This window comes from Brotomerdimonas butyrica (assembly GCF_025567305.1).
Lineage (GTDB): Bacteria > Bacillota > Clostridia > Peptostreptococcales > Anaerovoracaceae > Lentihominibacter > Lentihominibacter butyricus.
Window position 1 is genome coordinate 70,550 of sequence record NZ_JAOQJP010000004.1, and the last position, 18,270, is coordinate 88,819.

The 18,270-nt window shown below is 49.4% G+C and carries 18 protein-coding genes and 1 pseudogene; 4 read left to right on the top strand and 15 right to left on the bottom strand.

What is annotated here, in order from left to right; genetic code table 11:
- Nucleotides 1–127 precede the first annotated feature (127 nt).
- Nucleotides 128–1,312, bottom strand: coding sequence for a hypothetical protein (locus OCV59_RS04040; RefSeq protein ID WP_147593231.1), 1,185 nt, complete (start codon nucleotides 1,310–1,312; stop codon nucleotides 128–130).
- Nucleotides 1,313–1,560: 248 nt separating this feature from the next.
- Between OCV59_RS04040 and OCV59_RS04045 the strand changes: the two genes are divergently transcribed.
- Nucleotides 1,561–2,097, top strand: a complete 537-nt coding sequence (locus OCV59_RS04045; RefSeq protein WP_147593232.1) for a stage II sporulation protein M — start codon at nucleotides 1,561–1,563, stop codon at nucleotides 2,095–2,097.
- On the opposite strand, the gene OCV59_RS04050 is transcribed toward OCV59_RS04045, so the two are convergent.
- The 10 genes and pseudogenes from OCV59_RS04050 to OCV59_RS04095 form a co-directional block, all read right to left on the bottom strand.
- Nucleotides 2,063–2,611, bottom strand: a complete 549-nt coding sequence (locus OCV59_RS04050) for an NUDIX domain-containing protein (protein ID WP_147593233.1) — start codon at nucleotides 2,609–2,611, stop codon at nucleotides 2,063–2,065. The genes OCV59_RS04045 and OCV59_RS04050 overlap by 35 nt on opposite strands.
- Entirely contained in the window at nucleotides 2,611–3,423 is an 813-nt protein-coding gene (gene proC, locus OCV59_RS04055) for a pyrroline-5-carboxylate reductase (protein WP_147593234.1), read from the bottom strand. Before proC ends, OCV59_RS04050 begins: the two co-directional genes overlap by 1 nt.
- A gap of 28 nt (nucleotides 3,424–3,451) precedes the next feature.
- Nucleotides 3,452–4,258, bottom strand: coding sequence for a glutamate 5-kinase (proB, locus tag OCV59_RS04060; protein WP_262584102.1), 807 nt, complete (start codon nucleotides 4,256–4,258; stop codon nucleotides 3,452–3,454).
- 194 nt (nucleotides 4,259–4,452) lie between these two features.
- Nucleotides 4,453–5,817 (bottom strand): right-handed parallel beta-helix repeat-containing protein, encoded by a 1,365-nt coding sequence (locus OCV59_RS04065; RefSeq protein ID WP_147593235.1) that lies wholly within the window; start codon nucleotides 5,815–5,817, stop codon nucleotides 4,453–4,455.
- Between the two features lie 277 nt (nucleotides 5,818–6,094).
- A complete protein-coding gene (locus OCV59_RS04070; RefSeq protein ID WP_147593236.1) occupies nucleotides 6,095–6,355 on the bottom strand; it encodes a stage V sporulation protein S in 261 nt (86 codons plus the stop codon).
- Nucleotides 6,356–6,724: 369 nt separating this feature from the next.
- Nucleotides 6,725–8,083 (bottom strand): CotH kinase family protein, encoded by a 1,359-nt coding sequence (locus OCV59_RS04075; RefSeq protein ID WP_317239835.1) that lies wholly within the window; start codon nucleotides 8,081–8,083, stop codon nucleotides 6,725–6,727.
- Nucleotides 8,075–8,845 (bottom strand): annotated as a pseudogene (locus OCV59_RS04080) (DUF4956 domain-containing protein); the annotation flags it as partial. The gene OCV59_RS04075 and the pseudogene OCV59_RS04080, both read right to left, overlap by 9 nt.
- 60 nt (nucleotides 8,846–8,905) lie before the next feature.
- Nucleotides 8,906–9,577, bottom strand: a complete 672-nt coding sequence (locus OCV59_RS04085; protein WP_147593238.1) for a polyphosphate polymerase domain-containing protein — start codon at nucleotides 9,575–9,577, stop codon at nucleotides 8,906–8,908.
- Between the two features lie 137 nt (nucleotides 9,578–9,714).
- A complete protein-coding gene (locus OCV59_RS04090; RefSeq protein ID WP_147593239.1) occupies nucleotides 9,715–10,965 on the bottom strand; it encodes a sensor histidine kinase in 1,251 nt (416 codons plus the stop codon).
- The gene (locus tag OCV59_RS04095) at nucleotides 10,958–11,242 is read right to left on the bottom strand and encodes a winged helix-turn-helix domain-containing protein (protein ID WP_317239804.1); all 285 of its coding nucleotides are present in this window, start codon (nucleotides 11,240–11,242) and stop codon (nucleotides 10,958–10,960) included. The genes OCV59_RS04090 and OCV59_RS04095 overlap by 8 nt, the downstream gene beginning before the upstream one ends.
- A gap of 247 nt (nucleotides 11,243–11,489) precedes the next feature.
- Here OCV59_RS04095 and OCV59_RS04100 point away from each other — a divergent pair, with 247 nt between their 5' ends.
- Complete coding sequence (locus OCV59_RS04100) at nucleotides 11,490–12,470, top strand: ribonuclease H-like domain-containing protein (protein WP_262584103.1); 981 nt, start codon at nucleotides 11,490–11,492, stop codon at nucleotides 12,468–12,470.
- 13 nt (nucleotides 12,471–12,483) lie between these two features.
- On the top strand, nucleotides 12,484–13,761 hold the full coding sequence (locus OCV59_RS04105) for a glutamate-5-semialdehyde dehydrogenase (RefSeq protein ID WP_147593241.1): 1,278 nt from the start codon (nucleotides 12,484–12,486) through the stop codon (nucleotides 13,759–13,761).
- Nucleotides 13,762–14,011: 250 nt separating this feature from the next.
- On the opposite strand, the gene OCV59_RS04110 is transcribed toward OCV59_RS04105, so the two are convergent.
- The 3 genes from OCV59_RS04110 to OCV59_RS04120 are packed head-to-tail and all read right to left on the bottom strand — an operon-like array spanning nucleotide 14,012 to nucleotide 16,061.
- Complete coding sequence (locus OCV59_RS04110) at nucleotides 14,012–14,431, bottom strand: DUF3842 family protein (RefSeq protein WP_147593242.1); 420 nt, start codon at nucleotides 14,429–14,431, stop codon at nucleotides 14,012–14,014.
- Between the two features lie 12 nt (nucleotides 14,432–14,443).
- Nucleotides 14,444–14,977 carry an FmdE family protein gene (locus OCV59_RS04115; RefSeq protein WP_147593243.1) on the bottom strand — a complete coding sequence of 178 codons (534 nt, stop codon included), beginning with the start codon at nucleotides 14,975–14,977 and terminating at the stop codon, nucleotides 14,444–14,446.
- Nucleotide 14,978: 1 nt separating this feature from the next.
- A complete protein-coding gene (locus tag OCV59_RS04120) occupies nucleotides 14,979–16,061 on the bottom strand; it encodes a PTS transporter subunit IIC (protein ID WP_147593244.1) in 1,083 nt (360 codons plus the stop codon).
- Nucleotides 16,062–16,306: 245 nt separating this feature from the next.
- On the opposite strand from OCV59_RS04120, the gene OCV59_RS04125 reads away from it, so the two are divergent.
- Nucleotides 16,307–16,864, top strand: coding sequence for a transcription repressor NadR (locus OCV59_RS04125; RefSeq protein WP_147593245.1), 558 nt, complete (start codon nucleotides 16,307–16,309; stop codon nucleotides 16,862–16,864).
- Here OCV59_RS04125 and OCV59_RS04130 read toward each other — a convergent pair.
- Nucleotides 16,838–18,184, bottom strand: a complete 1,347-nt coding sequence (locus OCV59_RS04130) for an MATE family efflux transporter (protein ID WP_147593246.1) — start codon at nucleotides 18,182–18,184, stop codon at nucleotides 16,838–16,840. The genes OCV59_RS04125 and OCV59_RS04130 overlap by 27 nt on opposite strands.
- Between the last annotated feature and the right edge of the window lie 86 nt (nucleotides 18,185–18,270).

The window sequence follows — 18,270 nt, forward strand, 5'->3', positions numbered from 1 at the left end:
TGCATAAATACAGAGGAGGCGCTCTTTACGCTCAAAAAAAGAAGGCAGCGGTTTTGTCATCTGCCTTCTTGTCTGCTCCTGTATGCAGGATATCATTCATCTGTTACAACATGATAATGTGTGCGATCTAGTTCTTCGCCTTTCTTCTGTAAAGTACTGCTGTGCCTGCACCGGCTGCCGCCAGCAGCAGGATACCTGCGTAAAGCATCGGATCTGCAGCATCGCCTGTCTTTGCAGCGGAATCGCTCTTATTTCCCTCAGGATCTGTCTTGCCGGCAGCGCTGCCGTCCTGACCGGGCTGCGGACCGGCTTCGTCGGTCGGAGCCATTGCCGCAACGTCGTAGAAGTATACATATCCGCTGCCTGCGGCCTTTGAAGAATACGTAACTTCTTTGCCATTCAGGATCAGCCTCGTGTTCTCATCAAATCTGCAGTTCTTCTGACCTGCCGCAGATGTCAGTTCTACAAAAACGGAATAATAATATTTCTTATCCTTTTCAAAGGATTTGAATGCATATCTGTCAGGTGTATCTGAAGCATGCACGATCTGCGTGCTGCTCACCCACGGACCTACGCTCCAGTCCTGACAGAAAAGGGTATAAAAATCTCCATATCCATCGGTCACGTTCGCGGTAAACTCCGGTGCAGCTCCTGTTTTAAAGGAAAGCTTCGCATTGTCGATACGAATAGTCTTTATGATGCCGCTTTCGATATCTGCGGTATTCAGATTCAGCTTACATTTAAAATTATATCTCGTATAGTAATCATCTCTTATTTCACCGATTACCTGCTCTTTTGTTTCCGGATCCGTGGTTGTTCCGGTATATGTCAGCATGGAACCTGTATACTGAGTGTAACTGAAACCCAGCTGGTAAGATGCTCCCGCACTGGCATCATTCACCAGAGTCATCACTGCCTTGTTTTCATCTTTATCCACGACGAATTTCAATAAAGCTTCCTCCTGTTTTTCCGTTTCAACAAGTGCTTTATTGTCCGAATTCTGGAATTTATAATACCTGGTTCCATTTCGACCTGCCAGAGCCTTCAGGGCATATGACAAATCATCTTCTTTAGTGAAATCGATGATATAACCTTCACCTGCCATCATGTCGATATCATCGGTTATACTTAAATCCGTATAATTATCTCTGACAGTTGTATCGACTCTGATGCCAGCTCCACCGGGAGTATCTTTAATACCTGACACCCCGTTCTCATCTTCTGCAAATGCAGCTGCCGGCATGAGCATTACAACCATGCACATCGCAAGCAAAACTGCGAGCAGACTTCTCTTTCTCATAGCCTTCTTCATGTGGCGCCCTTTCCTTTCCTGATCACTCGGAAAAATCATCTTATACATATACCCATACTTTAACACAACATCCCCTCCCTGTACAGATTACATATGTCTCAAATTCCTGTTTTCTGCAGTTTTTCCGTATGCATCGCGAATATCAATGTCACCGCCGGCATATCATTTTACCGGATGATTTATAACTGTGCCGCTGCGGCCGGTTTTCGGACCGCAGTGACGCTGCCGGAAAAAGAGAGGATATACATATGAAAAAACTTATACCGATATTTGTTTTCATTTTTACGACAGGCCTGTTCACAGGGCTTTTTTTCAGCATGAACCTTGCGGAGGAAAACAATTCGTATCTGTTTTCTCTGCTGATCTGCAGCTTTTCAGATCCGTCCGCAGGCTTTTTCAAAATGCTCGTGTCTGCACTTATATCAAATCTCATACCTGCCGCAGCCGCGCTGGCAGCTATACTCAGCAGATACCTCAGCCCGCTCCCACCTGTGATACTCTGGTTCAAGAGCTTTGCAGTCGGCTTCTGCAACGGTCTGATATATGTAAACGCCGACAACGCCGTATCGCTGTCGCTGTTCAACATACTGCCGCCGAACCTCTTTATCATACCTGCCTTCATAGCACTGACGGTCACCGCATTTTACGGTTCCTCGTCTGAAGTGCTCAAAAAAAACAGACCTCATCAGGAGATGAAAGGTCTGCTCATTATACTGTCTGCCGCCGCTTTCCTTATCTTCACAGGCTGTGTCACGGAAGCAGTATGTCACGCAGCTGCTCTTTAGCCATCAGCAGCCCGGCTACCGTCTTCGCATCGATCAGCTTTCCCTGCGCCGCCATTTCGTAGATCTCTCCGAACGGATACTCGACAACGTCGAGCGCCTCATCGTCGTCGAGGTCCTGTTCACCCGGCGTGAGATCCGTCATCGCGTAGATATATATCACTTCTTCCGAATACGCCACACTCGGATTTATCTTGCCAAGATACTTTATGTTCCCTGCTGTGTAGCCGGTCTCTTCCCTAAGTTCGCGAGCCGCCACCTGTGCAGGATCTGTCTCGCCTTTGTCGATCTTGCCCGCAGGGATCTCGAGCACCGCTCTGCCGCATGCATACCTGTACTGGCTCACCATGATGACATTGCCGTCATCCTTTATCGCGATCATCGCCACTGCGCCGTTATGCTCTATTATCTCCCTGTACGCGTGGCCTTTGACAGCGGTCACCTCGTCGCGTCTGACATTGAGGATAGCTCCCTCGTATATCCTTTCGCTGGCGATCTTCTTTTCTTCAAAAATCATTATTCTTCCTTCCCCATCTCTATGGATCTGTCCACAGCCGCCTGGAATCCTTCCTTGACGTCGTCCATGAACCCGTTTGCAAAGAGCCTGTCGACCGCTTCGATAGTGGTGCCGTTAGGCGAGCATACGTTTATCCTCAGCTGTTCGACTGACTCGCTGCTTTCCAGCACCATCCTGGCTGCTCCGAGCACCGACTGCGCCGCGAACACTCTCGCCTTCTGCTCGTCCATGCCGTTTGCTGCCGCCGCCTCGATCAGCGCCTGGATATACATGTACGTGTACGCAGGGCTGCTGCCGCTCACTCCGATCACGCAGTCTATCAGACTTTCATCGATGTGCTCGGCTCTTCCTATCCCCGCGAATATCTCTGTCGCCTCATCGAATATCTCATCGCTGACATTGTCATTGCGGCACATTGCGACCATTGCTTCTCCGACCTTTGCCGGAGTATTCGGCATTATCCTTATTATCTTCGCACCGTCTCCGAGATAACGCTGCACCTTTTCGATGCTGATACCTGCTGCCATGGAAATCACAGTCTTGCTGCTGTCATACGAGCCTGCGATCTCCTCGAGCACTCCGCCTATCACCTGCGGCTTCACGCCTATGATCACAGTGTCTGCTATTTTGCAAAGCTCGCTGCCGCTGCTGCAAAGCTCAAGCTGCGGGATCTTTTCCTTCGTGCTGCTGCAAAGCTCGCTGTTCATGTCGAATGCCAGAAGCTCCACATTCTTTGAGTTTTCCGACTGCGCATATCCTGCGAGGATAGCGCCGCCCATATTTCCTATGCCTATAAATCCTATTTTTTTCATGATATATACCTCTGATCCGCCTGTGGCTCTATTTGTTTATCGTTCCGAGGAACAGCGTTCCTCTGCCGTTCCCTTCGATGCTGTCTTTGATGATATTCTTTTCGGATCCATTCAGAAGTATCATCGGGATACCGAATTTGTTGACCTTTGACGCGGCTTCTATCTTGGTCTTGATGCCGCCGGTGCCGAACGAACTCTTTTCTCCGATGCTGATCGAAGACAGCAGCTTTTCTGCGCTTTCCACGGTCTCTATCAGCTTCGCGTCCTCGCAGGCCTTAGGATCCTTGTCGAACACGCCGTCTATATCGCTGAGTATTATCATCAGATCAGCGTTCCACAGTATCGCGGTGAGTGCCGCCAGTGTGTCATTGTCTCCGATCTTGATCTCTTCTACGCACACGCTGTCGTTTTCGTTGATGATCGGCACGACGCCCTCGTCTATCAGCGTGAACATCGTGTTCCTTATGTTCAGCGTCCTGTGATTGTCGTCGAAATCATCTCTCGTGAGCAGCATCTGTGCCACGTGTATATCGTAGTCGCCGAAATATTCCTTGTATGCCATCAGCAGCTCGACCTGTCCGATGGCGCACAGCGCCTGCTTGTAGTTGATATCGCCGCGCCTGCTCCATTTGTTGATCGCTCCGACTCCGCAGATGCCGGCTCCCGATGATACGAGTATCACCTGCTTGCCCATTTCCATGAGGAAATTGACCTGTTCGACTATGTTATGTATGACCGCTTTGTTGACGGCCCCGTCTTTATCTGAAAGGACGTTGCTTCCTATTTTTATAACTATTTTCCTGCTATCCAGGATATGATTTTTCAACTGTTCCATTTTTTCATCCGCCTCCTGCCGGCGTTAAGCTCTGCCGACTTGAAAATTATACAACAATAGCCGTAAAAGGTAAAGGGGTAGCGACATGCCGGATGCATGGTATCCGCCGTTTATGCCGGACGTAAAAATGATCCCCGCATCGAACGAGGATCATCTTTCATTTTTCTGTTAAAGCTGTGCAGATCAACTAACAATTACTGGATCTTTTTCCCATCGATCGTAACGGTGAGATGCGCTGCATCCATGCTGTTCTTGTTTGCCCACAGCTTGGAACCGGTGTTTTTGCCGTCAGCGAAGCCGTTGACAGTTGCGTTATTGATCGTCAGCGTATAAGTAGCGTTGTAATCGTTGCCGACTTCAACAGCAGCTTTACCGGCAGTACCGTTGCTGCGGTCATTGAAAGTGCAGTTGTTCACAACAAGATTTGTAGGCTTTGCTGCAGTAGCCTGTCCATAAAGCAGGATCGCCTTGCCATTTGTGTTGAATGTACAGCCCTTAAATGTCACATCCGTGCCGCCCCAGGTCCAGATGGAATACTGGTTGTCCATTGTGTTGTCAAATTTGCAGTTGATGAATGTAGCCTTGCCGTACAGAGTCAGCTTGCCCTTGATAGTGCAGTTTTTGTATGTCAGCTCATCGCAGACGATACCGTCGAAGCTGCCTTCGCCCGCCTGAATGTTGAGGTTCTCAAATGTAAATGATGAACCGCGCTGGTAGTTCAGCTGACCGCCTTCTGCGCTAATGGCATTTGTAATAACATCGACCGTCTGGGTACCATCACCAACGAATGTGATGTCACGCGATTTATCTCTTTCGTTTGCAATGCCGTTATCGAGAGTGATCGTCTTTTTTGCAGGAATCGTAATGGTAGCCTTCTTGTCTGTAGCATTCTTGATTATATCGTTTACTTCATTCTGATCTTTAGCTACAACAGGGTATGCAGCATTTGCATCATATGTATTACCAAAGCTGTCATTCTCAACAGTATCCTGTGTAGCGATAACTGTGATGCTCACTCCATCGATAGCCTTGTCCTGATATTCATTGCCGGCTTCTTCTCTCATGTGGCCCTGGATCGTTAAAGTATCAAATACATCATTATCGCCGATCTTCGCAGCCAGATGACGCTCGGTGTCCAGAGAAGCAACCGCTTCTCCGCTAACACTGTATGTCCAGTCAATTACTTTATTCAGTTCTTCATCGCCCTGGATCCCTGTTATCTGGATTTTGTACTTGAGTGCAAGGTTGCCGTTGTTCACAACACGGAGTGCCGGGAGTTCATATGTACATCCAGGCTCCCAGAGAATCTGTGTTCCTTCTGCCGGAATCGTTTTATTAACTTTGAACTGTAATGTCTTTCCTTCTGCATTGACCCATTTACCATCATTGTCCTTCATTTCCAGACCTACATCCAGTCTGCCTGACTGGATCTTGTTCACGCCTGTGCTCGCAGTGTCTGTGAACCATGCGAATGTCGTTCCGATCAGCAGCACGATGCATAAGAACAATGCAAAGAGACTGCCGCGAAGGGCTTTTTTAGTTTTCGTGCTTTCGTTCATTGCTTCTTCCTTTCTTTTTTGATCATGAAATAATTGCTTTGTCTCAATCCCTTATCCTTTTTCTTTCGTTCGAAAATCCTTCCATTTCCGTATTAGAACGAATTTTAAATACAGAAATATGATATACCCCCCGATAATTTGGCAAGCATTTTTTCGTACAAAAAAGCCCGCATCCATTCACGGAACGGGCCTTGCTATCAGTCTTCCTGCAGGAAAAAGCTCCCTGCGCTTTCTTCTGTTTTCTGATTTGTTTCTAAGTTCGAAATTCTGCCGTCTGTTATCTCGGCTCTACGATCAGTTTTATCGCAGTCCGCTCTTCTCCCTCGATCTCTATATCCGTAAATGCCGGCACTGAAACGAGATCGATACCTCCGGGGGCGACGAACCCTCTTGCGATAGCTATCGCTTTCACGGCCTGATTCAATGCTCCTGCACCTATCGCCTGTATCTCTGCTCCTCCTTTTTCCCTTAAAACTCCAGCTAATGCACCTGCTACTGAATTAGGATTTGACCTAGCTGATACTTTCAAAACTTCCATTTTCATTCCTCCATAATTTATTACAATAATCTGCTGCATGGGTTTCCCCTCTGACAGTTAAATTATATAGTCGTGGAAGCGCGTTTTATATCTGTTTCACTCGACATTTACAAACAAAAAACATCATGAAGCAGTATTCTTGAATTTTTTTCGACTTTTACTTGCATTTTTTCATTAAGTAACTTATAATTTAGCTGAGGTTATCCCCCTGATAGCCTCATTAATCTCTAATCCCAATACCCCTTTTAACAAAAGAGACTAAACCAGTCTCTTTTGTTTTTGTATATAAATAATCGATTCTGAAACATATATCGATCCGCCTCATATAGCTCCATCAGCCGATTTTGCTCCATTCAGGCAGAATCTGTATCATTGTTTTTTATACCGCCGCCTTCTATAAACAGCAGCCGCCACCAGACCTGCCGCAAGCACCGCTGCACTTACCGCAAGCCATATCCATGAAGCCGCTGACAGCGAGTTTTGCATTTCTGATCCTTCCGTTTTTTCTTGCTCATGTATCTCCTGCATATCGCTTTCCCCTGGAGGCTGATCCATATCGTTTGCGACCTGCATTTCCCCACTGCCGCCGGCAGGATCCGGCACCTGCCCGGTATCAGCATTTTCGTTTGCCTCAGTATTCGTATCCCATCCAGCATTTGCACCATCCTGCGGCTTTGCAGCATCAATATTCTGATCACTGCGTTCGGAAGCATTCATCGTTCCCATATCACTGATCTTGAGATCACCGGCATCCACCAGCGTGCTGCTTTCCTGCGTATCCGAAGTCGATCCGATCTCACCGTCAAGCTGCAGCCTCACACTCTGCGCACGCAGCAGACAGAACTCCTTCAGCGTTTCCACGCCCGTCTGAAACTCCTCATAGCTGCAGAATTTCGTAGGATCCTTTTCAACATACGGCGATATCATAGAAACAACATCATCGATCATCGTTTCGAAATATCCGCCATTAAAATATTCGTCGATAAACTGCGCCAGATACTCGTGATACAGCTCGGTATACTCTTCATTTTCAAATATCCATGCTATCATCGGTCTGTCTTCCATACTTCCGCCTGAAACCGGCGAATCTATCGGATAATTGACCAGCGACTCTGCGCTTTCCGCAGATACGAACCCGCCGAATGCCAGATTGTAATCCCACGGTATCATCTGCATCTGCCCGTCATTTTCATAAAGATAATAGTTGTGGATCATCGACCCTGTGTAGCTGTCAAAATTCAGTACGAAGTCATGCACTGCGAAATATTTTATAACTTCCTCTACATCTACCGCATCTTCAATATCTTCACCGCCTGAAAGCTTTTTCAGCGACTTTATCAGCCTGTTCATATCGCTGTCTGATGCATCTGTCTTCGCATTGTCGAATATATTCGGATAGCTGTCGATATCATCGTCTATATATTTCAGCAGCACATCATCACTGCTGCCCATGCCTCCACCGGCACCTCCTTCATCCGGGGCCTGCATAGCTCCCTGCTCGCCCGGGAATGTCCCGGCACCGCCATCGTCTGCGCTTTCCATATCCTGAGGAGGGCTGCCCATATCACCGGCATCATCCTTTGAAAATCCTGACGGAGCATCAGGTATGCCACCATCCGGAGGCTGCCCGTCGCCCGCATCGGGGTTATTCTCCTGCTCCACGTCTCCGGCTTCATCAGGCAAATCCCCCATATCGAATTCGCCGCCATTGCCGCGGCCGCCTCCCATACCGGAACTGTCGGGCTTGTAAAGCTCCCCGTAGCTGCTGCCGTAATTACGCTGCAAAAAAGCATCCTCCACGCCTTCCACTGCGAGATACAGCCCCCAGTACTCACCATTGTAACTGACCAGCACCGCACTGTTCACTCCCGTCATATCTGCTATGTCGCCGATAAAAGCAGTACTGTCATCCTTCATACGTATCTCAAGATTCAGCTCTATCATCCCTTTCTGGGCTGACTTGCTCTTCACGACGCACTTCTGCACGTTTTCCTCGAGGAAAGCCAGCGCGTTCCTTTCAGCCTCGGGATCGGTGCAGGAAAGTACCACGATGTACGGATTGCAGTGCGATTTTCTGTTCACCATCACGAGCAGCATGACCCCTATGATAACGCTGCCAATAACAGCAAGCGGTATCATTCCTGCAGCCAGCACTATGCCTGCCGCGATGGACCAGAACAGGAATGCGATATCAAGCGGCTCTTTTATCGCCGTACGGAAACGAACTATGGACAGCGCGCCGACCATGCCGAGAGAAAGCACCACATTTGAAGTCACAGCGATTATCACGACTGTCGTTATCATCGTGAGCGCGACCAGCGTCGTCCCGAAGCTCGACGAATACATCACTCCCTGGTATGTCTTCTTGTAGACCAGGAAAATGAACATGCCCAGCCCGAAAGCCAGCGCGAGCGCGAGCGCCATATCCAGTATGCTCACGCTTGTTATGTGCTCCAGAAAACTCGATTTGAAAATGTCATTGAACGTCATGATTTATTATCTCCTTTATTTTTCACTTGAATGTATCTGACCTGAGGCCCCATTGTCCTGTCAGCCGTATATCCTGCATGCGGCATATTTGGAAAACGCGCCTGACCGGCACCCCGGTATCTGCACTGCGTCGCATATCACATCCGGCAGATATTCATCCCATTTGACTTCCAGTATCGCCGGAGCATCTCCTGCCGGAACGGTTATGCATCCCGGATCGAGAAAATCCGTGCATCTGAGTCCCGTCCTGATGTTATAGTCGATAGTCACGCGTACATTCCCCGGGGCATATACGAACGGCTCCCTGGTGTAATCCACGATAGTTTTCGGCATCAGTCCCTGGCTCTTTATCTTGCTGTAAAGCTCTCCGACAAGCGGTATGCTGCTGCCCCGCATCCACTCGCAGTTTCCTTCGGAAAGAGCCTGCGCCTGGCTTTTTGTCAGCCTTGCACGTTCTTTCATGCACAGTCCGTTCACCTTGCTTTTCTTTTCAATATGTATGACTGAATCATCCAGATCGTAATACCTTATACGGAATTTCTCGCGGCGATCCACACCGTCTATCTTTTCCCTGAGCGCCTTGTCATACATATTGTCAAAATACAGGCTCCGTATCATATACCGTCCGCCTGTCGCATGCCCGTCGCGCTTCATCACCGCGGAAAGCCTCTGCCTGAGTATCAGCATGTCGATATGGCTTATCTCGTGTTTCCATTCGTGCCTGTATTTCATCTCGTATTCCTCCTCATGAAAAAACCTCCTGTATTCCGATATCATCATCATACAGAAGGAAGATTGAAGTTTTATTGAAATATGAAATTTTTTTATGCCGGTATGCCGGCCTTGTCTCGTATGCCTCACCGTTCATATCATTCTGCCGGCAGCTGCACGCGAAATTCCACGAGTCCGTCATGACAAAGCACTTTTATGCTGCCCCGGTGCGAATCAGCGATCGCCTTTGCTATCGCAAGCCCCAGTCCGTAATGGCCGCTCCCGCTGTTCCTCGATTCATCAGCGCGATAAAAGCGTTCGAATATCTGCTCCCGCTGTTCTTCAGGTATCTCGTCGCCTGCGTTTGTCACCGAAAGCACTGCATCACCGTGCTCTTTTGAAAGGCTTACAGACACATTCCCGCCTGCGCTGCCGTGACGTATGGCATTATCGACCAGTATCGATACAAGCTGTTTCAGCTCTGCGCTGCTGCCCTCTGTCAGTATCCCTTCCTGTATCCTGCTTTCTATCAGCAGACCGGCCTCGAACGCGACGCTTTCAAAAGGCAGCACCTCACCGCATACCAGGTGACTGAGATCCAGTCTTTCCATCTGCGGCTGCACGTTTTCCGCCCGCGCGAGCTCCAGAAGCTGTGTTACCAGCACTCCCATACGCTCGTTCTCATGCTGGATATTGCTGAGCCACTGATTTTCTCCAAGCTCTCTCGCCAGCAGTTCGGCGTTGGCATTCACGACAGATACCGGAGTCTTCAGCTCATGCCCGGCATCCGAGATGAACTGCTTCTGTTTCCTGTAGCTTTCCTCCAGCGGCCTCACTATATTCTTCGCCAGAAACAGTGAAATAAAGAAAAATACGATCAGCGCGGCTCCTCCGAAAATAAACGTATATCTGAGCAGCGTGGCTGCGCTTTCATTGATGACCGTATTGTCCATGAATGTCACCAGCGTATATCTGCCCTTGTCTGCAGCGTAAAAAGCAAGATTCCCCTCGCTTCCCTTCTGCGTTCCGCTGTCCGCTATGCTCTTCGCCAGAGCTTCCAGCTCGTCATCACTGTAGACCGTCGGAGACTCGTTGCTGATCGCAAGCACTTCTCCGCCATCTGACAGCGCTACCGTGTAGAAATTCGCCATCATGAATCTCGGAGAATCCGTGAATCCCGGCTCCCCGTCGCCCGGCGCACTGTCGCCCGGTTCAGGCCTTTCAGGCGGCATATCGGCCTCCTCATCCGGAAGCGTATACATATCAGAATGAGCCTCCAGCATACGTTCATTCTGCCTGGACATCTCAAAATAGCTTGACGCATATATCATTCCCAGCGTTCCTGCCCACAGCAGCACGAGTATGGACATTATAGATGCAACGATTTTCTTTCTCGATTTTTTAAACATCACCGTACCTCAGTTCATAGCCTACACCGCGGACAGCCTTTATCACCGTCTCCGATCCGACAAACGCCAGCTTCTTTCTCGTGAACGACATATATACCTCTACGTTGTTGTACTCCGCATCACTTTCGAATCCCCAGATCTTGACCGCGAACTGCTCTCGTGTAAGTATCTGTACTCTGTTCGATATCATATATTCCAGTATCCGGTACTCCTTTTCACTCAGTCTGGCGATCTCATAGCCGTTCATTCCCGGCAGCATGACATCCAGTATCATCATATCGTAAACGCCGCTCTCTGCGGCAGCCAGACCGCTTATACCGTCTTCATAATGATCAACATCGTAATTTCAAAGCGCAGTATCTCGCACAGGGCCTGCGCCATCCTTTTTTCATCTTCTACGAGCAAAAGTCTCATTTCGACACCTCCACAGCTGATATTATACCATCAAAGATTGAAAAATCATTGAAATCCGCTTTATGCATTTTTTCTTTATTTTAACACACGCTCTTGTTATAATAGGCATTATGAAACATTTGACTATGAAGTACGAGGGCCCCCTTTACACCAGCAGCCTGCTGGATTTTTACTTCAGCGGCATGCGTATCGGAGTCCTCGACATAGAAACGACAGGGCTGAATCCTGCGCGCAACAAGTTCATACTCGGCGGCCTGCTCGACCTGCAGACCATGACGATGCATCAGTATTTTGCAGAGAACCGCGGCGAGGAGCGCCAGGTGCTTGAAGACTTTGCAGAAAAAGTCTCGGGACTCGACATGGTGATAACGTACAACGGCAGACACTTCGACATGCCGTTCATCAACAGGAGACTGCAGCGGTTTTCCGCAGGAAGCTGCACGCCGTACGATCTGGATCTTTACCTCGTCGTCAACGGCCACTCGCCGATCAAAAAATTCGTTCCCAATCTCAAGCAGAAGACCGTGGAAAGCTACATGGGGCTGTGGTCGAACAGGGCCGATGAGATCTCCGGAGCCGAGAGCGTGGAGCTTTATGACCGCTATGAGAAGACCGGCGATCCTGAGCTTTGCAGGAAGATCCTGCTGCACAACAGCGATGACGTGCTGCAGCTTGCCAGGCTGCTCAAAGTCGTGAGCAAGACGGATTTTCACAAGGCGATGTTCCATCTGGGTTTCCCGGTATGCGGACTGAATGTGGAAAAGATCGGGATCTCGGGATCCATCATGACGGTGAGCGGCAGTCAGCGCGCTGAGCCGTTCGACTACACGGGTTTCAGCTTCGGTGATTATCCTGCGGAGATCAGGTTCAGCCGCAGGGATTCGGATTTTCATATAAAGTTTCCGGTCATCCGGGACTCGGGGCTCGTTATCGCGGATCTGGACGCCGCCGGGCTGCCTCGCGAAGATTTCGCGATCTATCCTTCATACAGCAGCGGATTCATCGTGCTGGAGGATCACGACAGGAAAAACCATATGGAAATAAATCAGTTTATCAGAGATTTTATCAAATCGTTTATCAGGAATTTATGAAAGGAAAAATCACATGGATTTTATCGACAGTATCAAACAAGTAAAAGGTGACAGTTTTACGATGGCGTCGCTCAGCGAAGATACGAGAAACAGTGCGCTGGAGGCGGTCGCAAAGGCGCTGACGGCAAACAAGGCCGAGATCTTCAAAGCAAATGAGAGAGACCTCGCAGCTGCAAAAGAAAGCTCCCTTGCCGACCCGATCGTAAACAGGCTGAAGTTCGACGACCACAAGCTTTCCACGTGCGTGACAGGCATATACGACCTCATCGACCTGGAAGATCCGCTTTTCAGAGAGCTGCTGAAGCGTGAACTCGACGATGATCTCGTGCTGACAAAGGTGACATGCCCTATCGGCGTGATCGGCGTCATCTTCGAATCGAGACCTGATGCGCTGGTGCAGATCGCGTCTCTCTGTATAAAGAGCGGCAACTGCATCATCCTCAAGGGCGGCAGCGAAGCGAAACACACGAACAGAGCACTCTTCGACGTGATCTATGACGCATGCATCAAGGCAGGACTTCCTGAGCATTTCGCAGTCCTCATCGAGGACAGAGCTGAGATCGGCGAGCTGCTCAAATGCCACGACTATGTCGACCTGCTCATACCGAGAGGTTCGAACCAGTTCGTTCAGTATATCATGGAAAATTCAAAGATCCCTGTGATGGGTCACGCTGACGGCATATGCCACGTGTATGTCGACGGCGCGGCCAGCATCGAAAAGGCGATCCCGATCATCATCGACTCCAAGACTCAGTATGTAGCTGCATGCAATGCGGCAGAAACACTGCTGGTGCACAAGGATATCGCGGACGTGCTGATACCGCTTCTCGCAGACGCATCCGGCAGCAGGATCAAGTACCGCTGCGACGCGGCCTCGATGGGCCTGATCCAGTGTGAGCCTGCGACTGACGAGGACTACGAGACGGAATACCTCGACTACATACTCACTGTCAAGATCGTGAATGATATAGACGAAGCGATCGAGCATATAAACAGATATGGCTCACATCACACCGACTGTATCATAACAGAAGACAAAGATTCAGCCGAAAAATTCATGTCGCTCGTCGACTCCGCAGGAGTATACCTCAACTGCTCCACCAGATTCGCCGATGGGTTCAGATACGGCTTCGGCGCTGAGGTCGGCATCAGCACCGGCAAGATACACGCCCGCGGTCCTGTAGGTCTGGACGGACTCGTGACATACAAGTACCGCCTCGCCGGCAACGGCCAGATCGTCGCTGATTATGCCAGCGGCAAGTCGACATTCAAATTCAGGGATCTGATATAAAACTGCGAAATTTTAACAGAACGCCGCCGTATGGCGCGCAAAAAACAGCGATGCCACTGTACGCCCCCCGATCGTTAGATTTCTGATCTAGCTTTTGAAAGTTTGTACATTAGCTATCGCTGTTTTTGATTTGACCTTTATATCGCTTTTATATTCTCATATCTATGCCCGCGCGCTATATGCGCGTCCGTACCTGATGGCTCACCGGCGTTCGGCCGGTGTTATGCCGGTATTTACATATCCTTAAACCCTAAAACGACTTTGTTTTCAGGAAATGGCCGAGCGCTTTCACGGCATTGTCGACATGACCGCTGACAGACAGCTCTTCTACGCTGACGATATGTATGTGGCAGCGGTTTATCGGAAGCAGTATCTTGTACGTATGGCTTCCGCCTATCGCTGACGCCATCGCCGGAGACATCTCTCCCATCATCGAATTGGCATTTATTATTCCTACTACGCCCATAACGATATCGACATGCTGCATATTATGTATTATGGCGTTTTCGCCCGTTGCACCGTCATCTGCGCCTGCCTTGAGCATCTGCCCTGTGGCCACTGAATTAGTGCCGAGCGCCACCACCTCGAGCTCCGGAAAAACTTTCTTGACCTTCTCAACGATGGCCCTGCCTATTCCTCCGCCCTGTCCGTCTACGACTGCTACTCTCATGATCTCCTCCATCTACAGATGTTTCCATCCTCTGTCATAACTGCTGAAGCATTCTATGCATACAGGCTTGCCGTCATGCACGCGCATCTTCGTCTCTGCCGCCGCTTCTCCGCATATACTGCACTTGACAGATCTGAGAGATCTGGCTTTTTCCGGAAGTGCGACCCTTGGCTTTCCTGTATCGAAGACTTCTTCCAGAGGCGCCGTCAGCACGTATTCTATGTATTCGCTGCCGTGCAGGCCTGCCTTCTTGTCCTTTGCCATGAGCCGGAAGCTGTCTCCTGTGCTCCTGTCAAAGAAATTGAATGCGAATTTGCCTGTGCCGTAATAGATGAGATTGCCTTTTCCCAGCGTACACCCGAGCACCGACTGTATGCCGTCTACTCCGCATGCATCGTTTTCCGTGATGCATACGATCTCTTCATCACCGCAGCGTTCCCTGCCGAATCGCTTCTGCGCCTCCATCGCGGCTCTCACTCCCAGAGCGAGTCCTCCGCACGTATGTCCGTGAAAATCAACTGCCTTTTCCCAGATTTGCCTGTTCATATCATAACTCCAGTTTGTAATCTCCGTCTTTGATCTTACCGGTCTTTCGCATGAACTTGTCTATGATGATCGTGAGTACCGCCGGCAGCACGATCTGGAGCAGCAGTACCTTCCACAGTGTGTCGAATGAGAATCCCATCGAATTGAATGTTCCGATCTGCCCTACGAGTCCGGATGTTCCCATTCCCGCGCCTACAGGAATGTTCGTCATCTTGAACACGCACGTCGAAATCGGCCCTATTATTGCTCCCGACAGCGTTGCCGGAAGCAGGATCCACGGATTCTTTATGATATTGGAAACCTGCAGCATGGACGTTCCAAGTCCCTGTGCCACCAGACCTCCCACACCGTTTTCCTTATAGCTGGCAACTGCAAAGCCTACCATCTGAGCACAGCATCCTACCGTCGCCGCACCTGCCGCCAGACCGCTGAGATCCAGCATGATACACAGTGCCGCACTTGAAATAGGTGCGGTCAGTACAAGTCCTACTATTACCGATATAACTATTCCGAAAACGAACGGCTGCCATTCCGTCGCTGTCATGATCAGATCTCCCAGTCTCAGCATGCACCAGCCTATAGCCGGTCCCACCAGTTTGGCAACTATCGCTCCCGATATCAATGTTACCGCAGGAGTCACCAGTATGTCAACTTTTGTTTCCTTTGAAACCATCTTTCCGAATTCGGCGCCTACCGCAACTGCCAGGAACGCTCCCGCAGGGCCTCCTGCCACTTCTATGCCGAAGCCTGTCATGCTGGCGCCCATCATTCCTGTCACGACACTCGTAAACAGTACTAGCGGCGGACTTTTGAGGCTCCATGCCACAGCCACGCCGATAGCCGCACCCATATAAGTCTTCGCCTGTGCTCCGACCTCTACGCAAAACGCGGATATCACGTTGTCTCCGAACAGATTTGCCGTCTGCACGCCTATAGTATCAAAGATAACACCTATCAGCAGCGATCCGAACAGACCCAGCGCCATAGCGGACAGCGCATCCTGCAGATAGCGTTTTACCGATATCTCGATATCCTTGCGTTTAAAAAAACTTTCCTTCTTGACTGTTGTTTCTTTCCCTTCCATGTCTTCTGCACCGTGCCGCAGCTGCATGCGATGCCGCATTCATGCGCGGATACGGTACACTCCTTTCTTCTTTTCATCAGATTTAGCCTGCCATATGATTTTAACAGGTGTATATACACTTATCAATATAATTGTATATATTTATTTCCTGTTTGCCTGTAAATCCATATTATGCTATTATGTTTTCATAGAAAATCGCACTTGTCTGCAGGTGTACCGATGACTGCTGAAAAGGAGGCGCATGGATGACTACAAAGAAAAACGGCAACAGTAAAGAAATATCAGCTGCAAAACGCAGAGATGTCATAAAGAAAGAGCTTGAGGGCGCTTCCGGACCGGTGACTGCGAACTATTTCGCAAACCGCCTGTCAGTCAGCCGTCAGATAATCGTCGGAGATGTCGCCATCCTCAGAGCTTCAGGCCTGGATATCCTGGCAACTCCGAAGGGATATATAATGAATATCCCCGAAAATGATACCGCCTTTCCTTTCACAGGGATCATCGCATGCAGACATACGACTGAAGAGATGCGCGACGAGCTTTACACGATCGTCGACTTCGGAGCAACAGTCATAGACGTAAGGATCGAACATGCAATATACGGCGAGCTCACGGCAAAGCTCGACCTTTCATCAAGATATGATGTGGATGTGTTTGTAGATAAAGTCGAACATGAAAACAATTCAGCGCCCATAAGCTCTCTTACCGGAGGTGTGCATCTGCACAGCATCGGCTGCCGTGACAGCCAGAGCTTCGAGCGTATCAAAGCCGCTCTCTCAGACAAGGGTTTCCTGATGAACTGATTTTTTTATCTTCAGGTAATATATCACTCCCGTCGTGTCTGCCAGTATCCATCCGATCGGAACTGCCCACCAGATACCGATCAGTCCGACTGCCGGAAGTGCAGAAAGCATGTATGCCAGGCAGACTCTGCTCCCGAGTGATATCACCGTCAGGACAAGCGACATTCCCGGTCTGTTGAGTGCACGGTAAAGGCCGTACAGCATGAACAGTCCGCCTATCCCGAAGTAAAACGCCCCTACCACATGCAGATATGTCACTCCGATCGATAAGATCTCCGTCTCGCTGCCTCTTATGAAGATCATCAGCAGCGGCTTTGCAAAAATAAGCACACACGTCGAGATCACCGCGGAAAAGATCAGCATACTGCAAAGTGCCGAGCGTATTCCTTTTCTTATCCTTTCCTCTTCACGCGCACCGTAGTTCTGTGCTGTGAATGTCGAAAATGCATTCCCGAAATCCTGCAGAGGCATGTATGCGAATGCATCTATCTTCACGGCTGCGGCAAAAGCGGCCATCACTGCCGTTCCAAAGCTGTTCACAAGTCCCTGGACCATCAGTATGCCCAGATTCATCATGGACTGCTGCAGGCATGTCAGTACTGAAGCACCTGTGATCTCGCCCAGGCCTGCTGCCGTGATCTTCATATCCTTTCGCTGAGGCCTCAGCTCCGGGCACTTTACAAGAGTATAGAGCATCATTCCCGCCCCTGCGATCCACTGTGAGATCACCGTTGCCAGTGCCGCTCCACCTACTCCCATATCAAAGCCAAGCACGAATACAAGATCCAGCGCGATGTTCAGGACTGCAGAAACCCCCAGAAAAACCAGCGGCATCATCGAATTTCCCACCGCTCTCAGCAGCGATGCGAAAAAATTATACAGAAAGCTCGCGAATATCCCGCAGAAGACCACCAGCAGATATTCACGCATGAGACTGTAGACTTCATCAGGTACAGAGATGAAACGCATTATCGCATCGATCATCACAAATGACAGGATATTGAGCACAGCAGAAAAAAAGGCGATCATCACGAATGAAGTGAATATGTTCGCCCTCAGATGAGCCCAGCGCTTTTCTCCGAATCTTATCGAAAATATCGCTCCGCTGCCCATGCACATTCCGAGCAGTATGGAGATGATGAATGTCATCAGCGTATATGCCGATCCCACTGCTGCCAGAGCTCCTGTCCCGATAAAACGGCCGACTATGAGCGTATCTACGATATTGTAAAGCTGCTGCAGCAGATTGCTGCATATCATAGGCAGTGCAAACATGAGCATGCCTTTTGTGACTGAACCTTTTGTCAGATCTAGCTGCATATCAAATTCTCTTTCTCTGAATATTACTATTACTTATGACCTGCGCGCAGTACAGAAAACACGCGCATATTTTGAAACAATACTTT